11 protein-coding genes, 1 tRNA gene, 2 rRNA genes and 1 pseudogene (1 of these 15 running past the window's edge) are annotated in these 15398 nt (G+C 54.5%); 7 read left to right on the top strand and 8 right to left on the bottom strand.

Features of this window, described 5'->3' with window-relative positions; genetic code table 11:
- Nucleotides 1–3 precede the first annotated feature (3 nt).
- Nucleotides 4–1068: a tRNA preQ1(34) S-adenosylmethionine ribosyltransferase-isomerase QueA gene (gene queA / locus FFI16_RS01875; RefSeq protein ID WP_138813939.1), complete on the bottom strand. Its 1065-nt coding sequence runs from the start codon at nt 1066–1068 to the stop codon at nt 4–6.
- A 108-nt stretch (nt 1069–1176) separates the two neighbouring features.
- On the opposite strand from queA, the gene FFI16_RS01870 reads away from it, so the two are divergent.
- Nucleotides 1177–1261: transfer RNA gene (locus FFI16_RS01870), tRNA-Leu, on the top strand.
- Between the two features lie 144 nt (nt 1262–1405).
- On the opposite strand, the gene FFI16_RS01865 is transcribed toward FFI16_RS01870, so the two are convergent.
- The gene (locus tag FFI16_RS01865; protein ID WP_138813938.1) at nt 1406–1714 is read right to left on the bottom strand and encodes a DUF3077 domain-containing protein; all 309 of its coding nucleotides are present in this window, start codon (nt 1712–1714) and stop codon (nt 1406–1408) included.
- A 429-nt stretch (nt 1715–2143) separates the two neighbouring features.
- Here FFI16_RS01865 and FFI16_RS01860 point away from each other — a divergent pair.
- Nucleotides 2144–3277 (top strand): annotated as a pseudogene (locus tag FFI16_RS01860) (DUF927 domain-containing protein); the annotation flags it as partial.
- Between the two features lie 98 nt (nt 3278–3375).
- Nucleotides 3376–4218, top strand: coding sequence for a chromosome segregation protein SMC (locus tag FFI16_RS01855; protein WP_138813937.1), 843 nt, complete (start codon nt 3376–3378; stop codon nt 4216–4218).
- Between the two features lie 832 nt (nt 4219–5050).
- Here the strand turns inward: FFI16_RS01855 and FFI16_RS01845 are convergent.
- Together FFI16_RS01845 and FFI16_RS01840 are read right to left on the bottom strand one after the other, a co-directional pair.
- On the bottom strand, nt 5051–5968 hold the full coding sequence (locus FFI16_RS01845; protein ID WP_138813936.1) for a hypothetical protein: 918 nt from the start codon (nt 5966–5968) through the stop codon (nt 5051–5053).
- Nucleotides 5969–6328: 360 nt separating this feature from the next.
- On the bottom strand, nt 6329–7306 hold the full coding sequence (locus FFI16_RS01840) for an MBL fold metallo-hydrolase (protein ID WP_138813935.1): 978 nt from the start codon (nt 7304–7306) through the stop codon (nt 6329–6331).
- Nucleotides 7307–7633: 327 nt separating this feature from the next.
- Between FFI16_RS01840 and FFI16_RS01835 the strand changes: the two genes are divergently transcribed.
- Nucleotides 7634–8563, top strand: coding sequence for a LysR family transcriptional regulator (locus FFI16_RS01835; protein WP_138813934.1), 930 nt, complete (start codon nt 7634–7636; stop codon nt 8561–8563).
- Nucleotides 8564–8671: 108 nt separating this feature from the next.
- On the opposite strand, the gene FFI16_RS01830 is transcribed toward FFI16_RS01835, so the two are convergent.
- Nucleotides 8672–9571: a LysR family transcriptional regulator gene (locus tag FFI16_RS01830; protein ID WP_138813933.1), complete on the bottom strand. Its 900-nt coding sequence runs from the start codon at nt 9569–9571 to the stop codon at nt 8672–8674.
- Nucleotides 9572–9681: 110 nt separating this feature from the next.
- On the opposite strand from FFI16_RS01830, the gene FFI16_RS01825 reads away from it, so the two are divergent.
- Complete coding sequence (locus tag FFI16_RS01825) at nt 9682–10857, top strand: trans-acting enoyl reductase family protein (RefSeq protein WP_138813932.1); 1176 nt, start codon at nt 9682–9684, stop codon at nt 10855–10857.
- Between the two features lie 96 nt (nt 10858–10953).
- Nucleotides 10954–11952 (top strand): NAD(P)H-quinone oxidoreductase, encoded by a 999-nt coding sequence (locus FFI16_RS01820; RefSeq protein WP_138813931.1) that lies wholly within the window; start codon nt 10954–10956, stop codon nt 11950–11952.
- A gap of 1553 nt (nt 11953–13505) precedes the next feature.
- On the opposite strand, the gene FFI16_RS30815 is transcribed toward FFI16_RS01820, so the two are convergent.
- Nucleotides 13506–14030 (bottom strand): DUF3322 domain-containing protein, encoded by a 525-nt coding sequence (locus tag FFI16_RS30815; RefSeq protein WP_371923615.1) that lies wholly within the window; start codon nt 14028–14030, stop codon nt 13506–13508.
- Between the two features lie 179 nt (nt 14031–14209).
- Here FFI16_RS30815 and FFI16_RS01805 point away from each other — a divergent pair, with 179 nt between their 5' ends.
- Nucleotides 14210–14473, top strand: a complete 264-nt coding sequence (locus FFI16_RS01805) for a hypothetical protein (protein WP_138813928.1) — start codon at nt 14210–14212, stop codon at nt 14471–14473.
- Between the two features lie 135 nt (nt 14474–14608).
- Here FFI16_RS01805 and rrf read toward each other — a convergent pair.
- Both rrf and FFI16_RS01795 read right to left on the bottom strand, forming a co-directional pair.
- Nucleotides 14609–14724: ribosomal RNA gene (gene rrf, locus FFI16_RS01800) — 5S ribosomal RNA — on the bottom strand.
- 157 nt (nt 14725–14881) lie between these two features.
- A 23S ribosomal RNA gene (locus tag FFI16_RS01795) occupies nt 14882–15398 on the bottom strand (it continues 2375 nt past the right edge of the window).

Raw genomic sequence — 15398 nt, 5'->3', positions numbered from 1 at the left:
GACTCATAGTTGTTCCTCAAGGCCCGCTTCTTTAGGAGCAGTCGGCGCAGGGTTACGGGTGATAAACATCGCATCACCGTAGCTGAAAAAACGGTATCCATTATCGATGGCGGCTTTATAAGCCGCCATTGTTTCGGGATAACCCGCGAAGGCCGACACCAGCATCAACAGCGTGGATTCCGGCAAATGGAAATTGGTGACCAGGCAATCGACCACATGGAACGGCCGGCCCGGGAAGATAAAGATATCGGTGTCGCCACTGAACGGCTTGAGCACACCATCACGCGCCGCACTCTCCAGCGAGCGCACGCTGGTGGTACCCACCGCCACAACACGACCGCCGCGCGCCTTGCACGCCGCCACCGCATCCACGACTTCCTGGCTGACTTCCAGCCACTCGCTGTGCATATGGTGGTCTTCGATGTTATCCACACGCACCGGCTGAAACGTGCCGGCCCCCACGTGCAGGGTCACATAGGCGCTTTCGACGCCCTTGGCGGCAATCGCATCCAGCAGCGGCTGGTCGAAGTGCAGGCCGGCCGTTGGCGCGGCCACAGCACCCAGGCGCTGGGAGTACACCGTCTGGTAGCGCTCGCGGTCCGAGTCTTCGTCGGGGCGGTCGATATAAGGAGGCAGCGGCATATGGCCGACACGCTCCAAGAGCGGCAACACTTCTTCGGCAAACTTGAGTTCGAACAACGCATCATGGCGCGCAACCATCTCGGCTTCGCCACCGCCATCGATGAGGACGCTCGAACCCGGTTTCGGCGACTTGCTGGAGCGCACATGGGCCAGCACGCGATGGCTGTCCAGCACCCGCTCCACCAGAATTTCCAGCTTGCCGCCGGACGCTTTTTGGCCAAACAGCCGTGCCGGAATCACCCGGGTATTGTTAAACACCATCAAATCGCCTGGGCGCAAATGCTCAAGCAAATCAGTGAATTGACGGTGTGCGAGGGCACCGCTCACCCCGTCCAGGGTCAGCAGTCGACTGGCGCGACGCTCGGCCAAAGGGTGGCGAGCGATCAGCGAATCAGGGAGCTCAAAAGTAAAGTCAGCAACGCGCATGATAGGGTTCGTCTAGCAGGGCCGGGGAGTCTAGCGGAAATAGTGAAAATAGACCATGAAACGTGATTGACCAACGGTAATCTCATCTCTATACTTCGCCGCCATTGAGCCCTGATGGCGGAATTGGTAGACGCGGCGGATTCAAAATCCGTTTTCGAAAGGAGTGGGAGTTCGAGTCTCCCTCGGGGCACCATCTTAAAGAAAGACCTTGAATTTCAAGGTCTTTTTTTTCGTCTGTAGAAAAGTGAATGGCACCCTGATCACGGCTCACTACTGTCACCTGTGGGAGCGGGCTTGCTCGCGAAGACGCAAGCCGCTGCACTCTCAAAACACTAGGCTACAGACCTGCCGCGCGCCCCTCCTCCATCACCCCATTTGGCAACATTCCATTTGCCAAATCATCCACCACCGCCTTCGCCATTTCCCCTAAGTAATGCGCTGCCCAGGCGTATCGATCCCCGTCCTTTTCCATGGCAGCGTCCAACGCCAGCATTTTGGAACAGTGCAGCAGCTCAGAGGCGTGCTCTAGGGCTTCGCGGATGGGTACGCCCGAATTAACGCGGAATAGGCGGTGGAGGTTGGGCTGCTTGCCGCAGGTGGAAAAGGTGGTGACGCCGAGGGTTTTGTTAAGGGGTGGGTTGATCATTGGGCGCCTCCGGTCTGAGCGGAGGTGTCGATTGCGGTATTACCAGGATACGACCTATCAGAAACGTTCATTGCTTAAGCTCCTAATGTAGAGAGCTGCCACGTTCTTTTCTCATGCGAATGGGTGGCAGCTATGCGCGGGCTGAGAAACCGGGACAATAGGAACCCGGCAGACCCGAAGGTCTCCCACGCATAGCCGCCAATGCACAGACATGCGAGCACAAAAAAGCGCCAACAGTCTAATGGATGGTGGCGCCTATGCGCCTATTGTTTCTCGGATTCTCAAGTCCGGTCGCTGGGTGGAAGCGACAGGGACAAAGTAGCGCATGAGCAGTTGGAGATGAAGTTAGCATCTGTGGCGAGAGATTTCCGGCGGGCAGCCAGGAGGTTGGCGAGTGACCGGAGGGGAAAATCGTGGCACGACCCCGATTACAATCTCTACAGTGACAGCCCTGGCAGCAAGACACCCACTTGCAGGTTGGGGCCGCTTCTGGTGCGTTCGTGGAACTAGGCCGATAACACCCTCTAGCCATCGCCTCCGCACATTCGGACGTTCTCCTGATGCTGGATGAAATCGGCATGTGTGACCCGCGCACTATCGGCGAGACGGTGTACATGCTCGGGAATGGCACCGGTAACGCCCGGATGAATGATTGGCCGACAGGTGCAGTAGCGGCGCTTGCTGTTTCTCTCGACCGGCGAGAAGACGTTGGCGCAGCACATGGCGGATGCGAACAAGGAGCTGAAAGCCGGTATGGAGGTGCGCATGCTCGCCGTGCCAGCGGATGCCAGCAAAGGCCTCGGCATGTTCGATGTGCTAAATGGTTTTGAGGACGCTGCCGCCCTCTCCGATGCGCTCAAGGCCCGAGTAGCCAAATATTACGGCACGCCCCTCACCGCTTTCCTGCACGCACTGTGTGCGCCTGGGGAAATGCTCAGGTGGACAGTGATCGTGCGCCGCACGGTGGAACAGTTCATCACCCAAAACCTACCCGCCTCGGCCAGTGGTCAGGCGCAGCGTGCCGCCCTTCGCTTCGGCCTCGCCGCCGCCGCCGGAGAGTTGGCTACCGCCTTTGGAGTTACCGGCTGGCCGGATGGCACAGCCACGACCGCCGCTCGGGTGTGTCTGCATGCGTGGCTGGCCGAACGTGGCGGCGCCGGTAACTTCGAGGGTGATGCGATTTTGGCGCGGCTGCGCCAGGTCATCGAGCGCTTTGGAGAAAGCCGCTTCACCCGATGGGAATCTGCCGCCGCCAAGATCGATGAACACGGCCCACGCACGATTGATCGACTGGGCTTTCGCAAGACGATGGAACACGGCATGGGCGACGCCTTGCACACCACCAACACCTACTACGTACTGCCTGAAGCCTGGAGGGCCGAAATCTTCAAGGGCATGAATATCAGTGCGGTGAACAAGGAGTTGCTGCAACGGGGCGTACACGAGCCGGGAAGCGACGGAAAGGCGTACAGCTTGATTCGCCTGCCCGGATTAGGACCTCAACGCTGCTATGTGGTGAAGACAGTCCCTGGAACGGATGAGCACGAGGCCAAGGCCGCTTGACGGCATGCCTGCTGATCAAGGTTGCGCCGGCTCATTCCCGGCCTCGCCAGCCATTCGACAACCATCCCTATCAACCGCACTACCCAGAGACAATACAGATGAACACTATCCAAGAACTGAAAGGCCGCCGCGACCAACTGACCCTCGAAGTGGAGAGCATTCAGGGTGACCTGGCTCCCTTCGAAGAGGCGTTGGAAAGCCCAGAGGTCATTCAGCAGGGCCGTCAACGAGCCGTGCAGGATGAAATCAACGATCACAAAAGACGCATCGACTCGCGAAATCTGGAGATCAGCAAGCTGAATCAAAAGATTCATCGCCTTGAGACATTGGCAAACCGTGAGAGCTTGGCTGCGGGCTACATCAGCGCGATGGCGACTTGGAAAGCCGGCGAGATGGAGCTCAACGAAAAGCGCAACAGCATTGAGACACGGTTGCAGCAGGTCCGCCAGAGCGATCAGGAAGACATGGCAAAGGCTCGACAAGCTGAAACGGACGCAGCCACCGCTTATGCTCAGGCTGTCGCCTGGGGCAATGTGGAGGGCGAGAAAGCCGCTAATACGGAAGCTCAAAAAGCAGCAAAAAACCTCGCGGCTGCGGCTGAGCATCACCGCCGCCAACAACTGCTCATCACCGCACTGGAGCAAGAGCTGGTGACGATTGATCTGCATATCACAGAGGCACAAAAGGAACGCACCGAGATCGAGAATAAAGCGGCTCACCTGGCGAACACTGTGCTGGAAGAACAGTGGAATGAGGCCGCCAAAACACTGCTGGAGACCGGCGGCAAGCTGTGGGCCGCACGCAACCTGATTAGTCGTGACCCGGTTGCACTGATGAAGCTGGATATCCCTGAACTGGGCGAGCACTTTGGAAGCTGGACGTGGCGAGAACTCGCGGCTCGCTCACACCAACACAGCCTGCTTGACCTGCTGGCGGCCTAACTCAAACCTTCCCCGAAGCAACCGGCGAGGGCCGGTTGATTCGGGCCTACCATCGGTCTAACAATGAACAAAACACTACAGAACAGTGCTCAGATGCCGGATTACCTAAACTCCCGAAAGCTGCATTTGAACGGGATAATTGTCGGCATGACCAGAATGAAAAAGCTCAATGCAATAGGAATCAAAGAAACTAAAGTTGAGACGCTCACGATTGATGCAATCAAGGCGGAGCTCCACTTCATTGATCTTCAGCTCAAAAGAAAAGCCGGATAAAGAAGAGGCGGAAGCCTAAACAGCCTCCGCTTCTCTAGATCCTCCCATTACGAAACAAGCCTCTAGATTTTTCGGCTTCTGATCTTTGGCGGCTGTGGGCTTAGGACCGCTTTCGGCCATTAGCTGTCATTCCCACGTTCAGTCTCACCGCATCCCGTAAAATTTGCTTTGACGCCAATGCCTCTTTAGCTAAAAGGTTTATCTCATTCACTGAGATTTGTATCCAGCAATTAGTGGATGTATTTCTCGGCAAACAAAAAGAAGAATAGTGGACTGACCCCTATTTCATTCTACTTCGCAGCCATATGGCGGTCCTAGACCAGATTAGTGAGCGATGGGACATGAGGGCGTTGCGCCCGGCAAGTGTCCAGTTGAGCCTGTATTGAGGAATACGCCGCGAACGGTAAGGCCAGGTTTAATCGGCTCTGCCCTGTAACTTATGCATGAAAGATTATTGGAGGAATATGGCTATATAAATAAGGGTTATAAAATTTCTGAATGCAATAGCATTGCGTTATATGTGGTAGGCGTAGAATTCGTATAACTATAAAGTGTTGCATTACCCTCGCTTGAAAAATTGAAAGCGCCAGCGTCCTTGCTTTAATTTTGGCTCTTTTTTTCGAAAACTGGTTGTCCAAGTCTCATAATCCTCTGAAGAAGGAATCCAGCCCTCTTCGCGGGCTACTGATAAGTCGAATTCATTTATGTCTGGAGGGTTCTTGCCTAATCGCTTTTTATTAAAGGATGTGACAAGCAACTCCGCATGATCTCGGAGATCGTCACATAGTGTGCTACCGAAAAAAATAACGTCGTTTGTATAATTGCTGATGCCTACAATTGAGTCGCGATACTCTTCGTTTGCCTGGCCGTTGGCGTAGCGTAAGCCTAAGTAGAAATACTCTTCAGTAACGTCATGTAGCAGGTCATTTTTTTTGAGATTTTCTATTAAATCGTTTCTTCTTTTTAGGACTGTGTTCAAATTTGTGATGGCGCCATTCAGTTCTGATACGACAGCAAGCGCCCTGCCTGAGGCGGATATCCGGCTTGAAACTATATCCAGCAATAGGGCGGTGGGGGGCGCTATCGGGTCGAGTTTCACGAGGTTTATTTGTGTTGCTTCATTTTGTAGCAGCCCAGCTTGAGCTCGGGCAACAATATCAAGATTTTTTCCCCGTGCTGAATAATAATTTTCATCGAGGGGCTTAGTATATTTTCTTTTCAAGTTTATTGTGCACTTCGTAATCGCAAGAGCAAGCGCGATCGCAGCGTTCGTATCTCGTATCTCTTTAGTCAATTGTTCTCGAATTTTATTTTTTTTCGTAATGTAGCCTATCACGCCGGCGCCAATTACAGTGCCGGCAAGCACTCCAATGATAGTGGTTAGCAATAATCCATAGTCTGCTGACCAGCCAAAATCCGGTAACAGTTGTGTAGTACGCCAATAGAACAATGATATAGGTTCCCATTGATTTGGCATTACGTTCCTCTCAGTTGTCGCTGGCGATAAATATAGTGGTATATAACGCCCAATCAGATTGGCTTGCTGGTAAAGAATTATGAGGGCCGAATGTCAAGTTTTTTTGCTTACATGGTTTTATGCTGTCCTAGCTGGACCATTTTGTTAGGCGGCAGCAGTGTTACATCCTATGTGACGCTTCGAGATGATGAGCGAGTCAGGATATACACTTGCACAAGTGTCGCAGCATAAAGTTGGCCGCTCGAAAAAGCGGCCCCATAGGGCCGCTAAAAGTACAATATTAATTGAGAGGCATCGTCACAATGTGTGGCGCATGGTAATCGTGCACTCAATTTGAAAACTGGAATTGTGTGCGGGAAGTTACCGATCAGTTCTCAAAGGGCTAAACTCCACAGGTACCCAGCTGTATCCCACTGGATCTTTACGCACGTGCCCAAGCCCAGGAAATGGTAAATGGGCACCGGCCACGAGCCAGCCGTTCTTGGCAGCTGTGGCAAAGATATGTTTACGGGTCTCGATTGCCTTCGCTTTATCAGAGTCGTATTCAATTGCGACTTCCGGGTGAGTCATCTGTACGGAGTGACTATGGACGATGTCGCCCCAGATCAGCAGACTTTGATTCTTGGATGTGATCAGGAAAGAGCTATGCCCAGGTGTATGGCCTGGCGTAGGAACGAGGCTGAAGCCAGCTGGGAGCTGCGCACTATCGGTGAACGTCTTGAACAAATGTTTCGCTTTGTAGGGCTCTACAGCCTGCTGGGTCATATGGAAGATAGGCAGATCCGCAGGTGCAGCCTGAGCCGTGATCTTCTCGTTAAGCCAGTAGGCAGCGTCCTTTTCGGAAGCCCATACAGTCGCGTTCGGAAAGACGGTTTGGCCGTCTTCCGTCGAAATACCGCACGAGTGATCCGGATGCAGATGAGTCAGCAGCACTGTGTCCACATCATCTGGATTAAAGCCAGCGGCTTTGATGTTGTTCAACACTTCGCCTGCGGTTGGCCCAAAGCACAGTGCTGCACCCGAATCCACCAGCACCAAGTTAGTGGGGGTTTGTACTAGGAAAGCATTCACGGCTGTCTGAACGCCATGTTGATCCTGAACAAACATACGAGCCATTAGCGTTTTAAGGTCTTTAGCCTGCATGCCTTTGAGGAATGTGGTGGGAATATCAAGGTAGCCGTCGTAAACGGTGGTAACCACGACGTCACCGACTTTCTCGCGGTAGTAACCCGCGACTTGATCCTCAAGCAGCTTCGGGGCCGCAGCGAGCGCGTTAAACATAACGCACGATAGTCCCGCGAACAGTACGGCGCGGCCCATCATTTTCAGGTTTAGCATAAAAATCCCTCATTTACAGAGTCGGCGCGGCACCCGCGCCCCGTGGATGGTGACGACGAACAGCCAATAATCATCAAGCTGAACGGCCTCCGATTTTTCGGCAAATGCTGGCTGGAACGATCGCTGCAGCAGTCCAGTAGCCGATGGTCACAGCGAAGTCGCCCTCGCTATTGACGAACGACTGCGCATTCTGCGATTCGAGCCTTCAGCAAGCTCGCCAATGAGCAACGGCCCAATGGATACAGCTTATTCGATAGGAGAGGTCTGATTTATGGTAAAAATTCACCTGATTGCTGACTTACTTTCTCGAACTGGGTGCAAGGTGCTATGTATTCCTCTGAACGTCTAAAAGGTGTGCACATGTTTGTATGCGTCGCTGATACGGGAAGTTTCGCCGCCGCCGCTGAGCGCCTGAACGTAACGGCATCTGCAGTTAGTAAAGGCATTGCGCGTTTGGAAGACCGTCTACAAAGCCGGCTATTTGAGCGTACTACTCGCAGCCTTTCATTAACGGATGCGGGCACCAGCTTTTACCAAGCCTGCACCAGAGTGATGTCAGAGCTTGAGGAAGCCGAGCAGTCTTTGCACGGAGATAGTTCAGAGCCGGCCGGCATTATTCGCGTCGATCTGCCGGCCTGGTACGGTCGTATGCATGCATTTCCCATCATCCTCAAGCTTGTTCAAGCCCATCCAAAAATTGTCCCCAACGTGTCGTTCACCGATCGGATAGTTGATCTTGTCGAGGACAACATCGATATCGTCGTGCGTATCGGTGGTTCAGAAATCTGGCCAGATGATCTCGATCACCAATTCTTAGGTATGGAACGCATGATTTTTTGCGCCTCAGCTGCCTACTTGCAGGAGCATGGAGCGCCGCTCGACGAAACCGATCTGCAGAACCACCGATTCGTCCTGTATGGACTGCCCAAAGGGAAGGGCAGTCCACTTTTTACTGGCGTCCAAGCAGGAGAAAGAAAACGTAGGGTCGTCGCCGGCAACATGATTGTTGGCGACGGCGAGTCTCAGGTAATGGCCGTATTGGCCGGCCACGGAATCGCACAGTTGTCGACTTGGATGCTTCAAGAGCATCTGCAAACTGGGGCATTGGTTGAAGTGCTTCCCCATTTGGCCACCGAGGGATTACCGGTGAACTTGGTGTGGCGAAAGAAGCGTCACAAGCTAAGAAGGGTCCGCATTATGTTGGAAATGCTCGCCACACTTTTGACGCCTGATGGTCGAATCGAAGCAAGGCGGTAGAGAGCTGTGAATCGTCCCGGATTTCTTAGATAGCGAGCGGCCGCTTTTGGCCGCTTTTGGCCGTTTTCAGCCCTTCATGACAGGCAGAAATTGGCCAGAAGAAGACACTCAGCGCCCTGACTGATCACGCAATGCATCCAGAAGCAGACGAAATGCCGGTTTGTGCTGGCGCCGGCTTGGGTAGTAGAGGTGATACCCGGTGACGGTGCCAGTCCAGTCCTCCATCAGCCGCACCAGGCGACCTTGTGCCAGATCCTGCTCGACCAGATGCTCGGGGAAGTAGCCCAGTCCGGCGCCCGCCCTGACAAAATCACGCATGAGCCAGATGTTGTTACTCACCAGATGCCCGTCGGCACGTATTTTGATTTCTCTCCCGTTTTTTGCGAAAGGCCAACCCCACAATCCTCCCGAGGTGGGCTGGCGCAGGTTGATACAGGCGTGCTCGGTCAGATCCTGTGGCGTCAGTGGTTTAGCGCGGTGTTCCAGATAGGCGGGGGCGGCCACTAGTGCCAGGCGAAAATCCCGGCCGATGGGCATGCTGATCATGTCCTGAGCCAGCCGCTCCCCCAGGCGGATACCGGCATCGAAGCGCTCTGCAACGATGTCGACCAATGCGTAGCTGTCGTTGATTTCGACCTTGATGCCCGGATAGTCGGTCATCAATTGCAGCGCAGCCGGGGCAAGGACTAGCTGGGTTGCGTGCTCCATGGAGGTGATGCGCAGGCTACCCGCCGGCATGCCGCTGAGTTCGCTCAGCTCGTTGAGCCCTGACTCGATCCCGTCAAAATGCGGCCCGATGCTGTCGATCAGGCGCGCGCCGGCTTCGGTCGGCGCGACGCTGCGGGTACTGCGGGTCAGCAATTGCACACCCAGGCGCGATTCCAGTTTGGTGATGGTGCGGCTCAGCGCAGGCTGGGAAACGCCAAGCTGCGCCGCCGCTTTGGTAAAACTGCCTTCACGGGCGACCCGCAGGAGGGCCAAGAGATCGGTGATGTTGTCGCGCACGATTGATGCTCTGCGGTTATAGGTCTATTCCAACCATACCATCTAATCATTTTTAGGCAGGATGGCTAGAGTGTCGCCTTCGCTTCGCGGCGCTTTCAGGAATCATCTTTCCCATGAGTAAACAAACATTCGATGTGATCATTTTTGGCGCCACGGGGTACACCGGTCGGCTGGTCGCTGAATACCTCTTCGCTCAATACGGCGTCGACGGCCCTGTCAAATGGGCCATTGCCGGTCGCAGCTTGAGCAAGCTGGAAGCCATTCGGGACAGTTGGGCAAATGCTGCTGCGCTGCCGCTGATCGTGGCCGATGCCCAGGACCGGGCGTCCGTGTGCGACATGGTTGCCGCGACCCGGGTCGTGATTACCACCGCAGGGCCGTTTTCGGTCTATGGCTCGGATCTGGTGGCAGCCTGCGCCGAGTCGGGGACGGACTACGTCGACCTCTCGGGGGAGATTCCCTGGATTGTCCAAATGATCGGCAGCCATCAGGCCCAAGCCCAGGCATCGGGCGCGCGACTGGTGTTCTCCTGTGGTTTCGATTCGGTGCCGTTCGACCTCGGCGTATGGTTCACCCAGCAGCAGGTCATGAAGAAGTTCGCTCGCTACGCGCCTCGGATCAGGGGCCGCGTGCGCAGCATGCAAGGCGTGCTGTCCGGTGGCACGTTCCTGAGTGTCGATGCTGTGGTTGCAGCGGTAGCGCAGGATCCTGCTCTCGGTGAACTGGTGGCCGATCCGTTTGCCTACACACCGGGGTTCAAAGGCGTCGAGCAACCTGATGATCAGACCCCCTACCGGGATGAACTGGCTCAGAGCTGGGTCGGCCCTTTCATCATGTCCGGCATCAATTCCAAGGCGGTGCATCGCACAAACTTGCTGGAAGGGCACCTGTGGGGCACGTCGTTTCAATACGACGAAATGCTCATGCTCAGTGCGCAACCGAGCGAAGACGATGAGCTTGGCCTGGCGGGTTTCTCCTTTAATGAAGGAGGTCATCCGCAACCGGGGCAAGGGCCGACACAGAAGGAACTTGATGCAGGCTTTTATGATGTGCTGTTCATCGCAGAACTGGCAGACGGTCAGGTGCTCAAGGCATCCGTGAGTTGCGATGAGGATCCGGGCTACCTGTCGACATCCAAGATGTTGGCCGAATCAGCGATGGCGTTGGCGTTCGATGTGACACGTGAGGAGACCCCGGGCGGTTGCTGGACGCCCGCGGCGGCGTTGAATGAGACGTTGCTCAAACGCCTGACTGAAAAAGCCGGACTGAGGTTCACAGTCGAGGGTTGATTCTATGGGCCGCTAAAAAAGCTGAATGTCTTTGACGTTCAGCTTTCAGAGTCTTTACCCCTCTCAACAATTAGCCCTCTCAACAAAAGGTGACCCATGAATGTGCCAAACCGTATGAACTACATCGAGATCACCGAACCCGGTGGCCCTGACGTATTAAAGCTAATGCAGGCTGATGCCCCAACGCCCGGTGATCACGAGCTGCTGATCAGGGTTCACGCCGCCGGCATCAATCGTCCTGATGTCATACAGCGTTCGGGCAAATACCCGATGAAACCCGGCATGACCCCTGTGCCCGGGTTGGAAGTGGCCGGTGAGGTCGTTGGGGTTGGCGCAAAGGTGGCCGACTTCAAGCTGGGCGACAAGGTATGTGCGCTGACCAATGGCGGTGGTTACGCCGAATACTGCGTTGTGGCGGCCACCCAATCATTACCGGTCCCCGACGGCGTGGACATGATTCAGGCGGCTGCCATTCCGGAAACATTCTTCACCGTGTGGGCCAACCTTTTCGAGCTGGGCCGTGCCCAAAAGGGCTGCACGGTATTGATCCATGGCGGCACTAGCGGCATCGGCACGACCGCGCTGATGCTGTGCAAGGCCCTGGGGATCAAGGCTTTTGCAACGGCCGGCAGCCAGGAAAAGTGCGAGCGAATCCGCGCGCTGGGTGGCGAAGGGATCAATTACCGCGAGGTGGACTTCGCTCAAGAGATCGCCCGGCAAACCCACGAGAAGGGCGTGGACGTGATTCTCGACATCATGGGCGGGAGCTATTTCGAGAGCAACGTGGCGTCACTTGCGCGACGCGGTCGACTGGTCGTTATCGGCTTTCTGGGCGGCAACTCCGTCAAGGACTTCAATCTGCTGGCGTTGATGGAAAAGCAAGGCTCGGTGACCGGGTCGATGATGCGTTCGCGCAGCGCGGAGGAAAAAGCCGAGATTGCTCGCGCCGTACTCGCCAATGTCTGGCCGCTGCTCAGTCAAGGCGAATGCCTGCCGATCATTGACCGTGTTTTCCCTCTCGCCGACGCAGCACAAGCGCATCAGCGAATGGAACAGGGCGACCATATCGGCAAAATCGTGCTGAAGGTCTTGTGAATGGGAGTCGCCCGGTGCGTGTCGTTGAATACCCGCCGGGCGATGTTCATTTTTTGTTTAAGGTGTTCATGGTTAGGTGGGTGGCGAGCGGCTGCCTTGGGTCGAAAGCAACCTTCCTCCATTGACCGCTACCGACCGATTCTGTTGAAAAAGTCGAAATTTCAGACTGGAAGACATCAAGGTTGGCCGTCTCTTCAGAACCTATTCACCACGTTGCGTGGCTTTCCGGTTCCGCGTTGATCGTTGCAGCTTGGTTAATAGGTTAATTTGAGGTTTTTTGCTGATTGCGGGAGTACTTATCCCGTGGTCGCTCCTCCCAGAGCATTCATTGATGTAACACCTATTTGCCATGTAACACGCATATCGGCAAACCAGTCACAGCTGTGTAACGCCATATAAATCATTTAAAATCATAGACTTACCTACTTGAGTAACACGCGTAACACCCGTAACACGGTTTTATCAGGGTATCCCCCTAGCCCCATTTAGTATTGCTCCTCCAGCGAAGCGAGGCGGGCCATGCTCTTGGCTTTGGTTCGATAGTGGGGACCCTGGAGCATTCTTAAAGGTACGGGGCATAGAACCCGCGTGATCGTGTCAGCGGAAAGGTGCCCAGCTTAGTGAACAGGTGAACCGGGTGAACTGCTGTTCACCAGTGCATTTGCCCTATGAATCGGAAAGCCGCTGGGAACCCTGGGTAGTTCCGACAGACGCGGGGCAAAGAACCCGCCGGATCTCGTTAGTGGCTGGGCTCCAAAGTTAATTGACTGGTTGACCGAGTTGACCGGGCCAATCGTTCACTATCCTGAACGAAACCCATGACCGTTACAGATCCGGTAAGGATGCCCTTTTCTCTTCAAGATCCTTTCAATTTCAACGTTGAAATTTCAGTAAGCTGGTGCGGCTGCCTCTACCACGATCCCGCGGGTTTCATGCCCCGTGTACTTCAGATAGTGCCAGGGTCCCCAGCACCACTCTGGAGACTGATTGCTTTCTGCCATCCTCCAGCTACCCTGCTTCCGTGCTGGTCTTCGCGCAACTCAGCGGGCACAGCACACATATTGAGTCATTACCGATCCGACACACGGAAGCGAGGACTAGCCAATGCAATCATTTATCGTAAATAGAAACGTACAGGCCAACGGCGACTACGAAGTGCATAACACAACGACTGGCTGCAGCTTCATGCCCAGGCCGGAGAATCAGGTACCACTCGGAAATCATCTCACGTGCACCGGCGCTGTCAGCGCCGCTCGGGTAGCAAATCCCACACTAAAAATTAATGGTTGTTACTATTGCTGCAATCCTTGCCACACCAGCTAAATTCCTGGCAGAGAACGACGGGGTTTACGGATCGTTCATAACCAAACTTAGGATTGCACGATCACAGGCCCAAGCAGCTTGTATCCCTACGTGTATCCCTAACCGTAAAATCCGTCTACAAGGCACGGATTATATGGTACCCGCGAGTCTCCCTCGGCACCATCTTAAAGAAAGACCTTGAATTTCAAGGTCTTTTTTTTCGCCTGTAGAAAAGTGAATGACCAGCTGGTTTATCGCTCGCCGCACACGGCCTTCAACAACAGCGCGCACTCAATGAACGGCTTATCACTAACAACGCACTCTCCTGCCCCCCACATGCTCCTGCTCCAGCCTGATACCAACCCCCAGTCGGCTGTCGCGCGGCTCACCGAACAACCTGCCGGCTTTCCTGGCCCCACAGTGCCTTGTGGGCACCCAGAGTTTGGTGTCGCCTCATCCACCCCACCACATCCAAAAGCGCAGGTCAGTGCGGTGTGACGGCTATGGCCTGCAAAGGCATCTTCGGCGGAGTCGAGCCGAACAGGCGCAGGCAACCGCTGCAGGCCGATAACCCGAAGGTTGATGTCCCGGCACTGAATACGAAGATCGTCGACAGCATCGAGCTGTGCGAGCCACCTGCGACCGTCTTCGAAGTGTTCACTTAACTGCCTCCTGTCCGGCGCGTTCAACGCAAGGCGCCGTGGCTCCCAGAACTCCCCGCGCAGCCAAGGACGCAGCACCTGTCGCTTGAGGTCCTGCACCTCGGTCCAGTTCATCATGAAAGCACGATTGGCGCGTCCGTGAGGACAACCGTGCAGAATGGCTCTATGAAATACGTCAAAACTGGATCTTTTACCGATCCATTTTTCATCTACAGTCAGTCAGGCCCTAAGCATTTAACAGTGATTGTTAATTCTGCTTGAACGTCGAACACTCTCACGTGCGGAAAGTTAGTATGAGTTATAAAAACCACTTTATTGGTGCTGGCGCGGCCGCTCTGGTAGTGCTGTCAGTGTTCTACCTACCCACTGTAGAACCTCCTACCCGGGAGGACTTTGCAAAGTATCCGTCGCTTCGACAAAAATGGTTCATAACATGCGACTTACGCAGCAACCTCGCAGAAGTTAATCAAACAGGGTGCAAGCATTTACAAGAATGGCAGGCTGCCAATAAATTATCTGTTCTGGATAATTTGATGAATCAAAACCTGGGCAAGTAACTAACAACACACGCGACCGAGCATGAGCCATGCTTACTGCGCGATAAAATTTTCGCATGATGGTGTGCGCGATCTTTTCGACCGCCCAAAACAAAACCCCTAATTGCGTTAGCAATCAGGGGTTTCGGAATTTAATCTTGACGATGACCTACTCTCACATGGGGAAACCCCACACTACCATCGGCGATGCATCGTTTCACTACTGAGTTCGGGATGGGATCAGGTGGTTCCAATGCTCTATGGTCGTCAAGAAATTCGGGTACTGAGTCGTAGCCAGCTGGCTTCGCTTCAGCAAATTGGGTATGTGACAGCTTTCGGTGTTTTGTGAGCGTCGAACTTTCGGTTCATCTCGTCTTCACACACCGCAATCTGATGCTCGTTAGAGTAGTCAAATTGCTTGGGTGTTATATGGTCAAGCCTCACGGGCAATTAGTATTGGTTAGCTCAACGCCTCACAGCGCTTACACACCCAACCTATCAACGTCGTAGTCTTCGACGGCCCTTCAGGGAACTCAAGGTTCCAGTGAGATCTCATCTTGAGGCTAGTTTCCCGCTTAGATGCTTTCAGCGGTTATCTATTCCGAACATAGCTACCCGGCAATGCCACTGGCGTGACAACCGGAACACCAGAGGTTCGTCCACTCCGGTCCTCTCGTACTAGGAGCAGCCCCTCTCAAATCTCAAACGTCCACGGCAGATAGGGACCGAACTGTCTCACGACGTTCTAAACCCAGCTCGCGTACCACTTTAAATGGCGAACAGCCATACCCTTGGGACCGGCTTCAGCCCCAGGATGTGATGAGCCGACATCGAGGTGCCAAACACCGCCGTCGATATGAACTCTTGGGCGGTATCAGCCTGTTATCCCCGGAGTACCTTTTATCCGTTGAGCGATGGCCCTTCCATACAGAACCACCGGATCACT

Source organism: Pseudomonas sp. KBS0710, assembly GCF_005938045.2.
Taxonomy (GTDB): Bacteria; Pseudomonadota; Gammaproteobacteria; order Pseudomonadales; family Pseudomonadaceae; genus Aquipseudomonas.
This window is presented reverse-complemented; position numbering and strand designations above follow the sequence as displayed.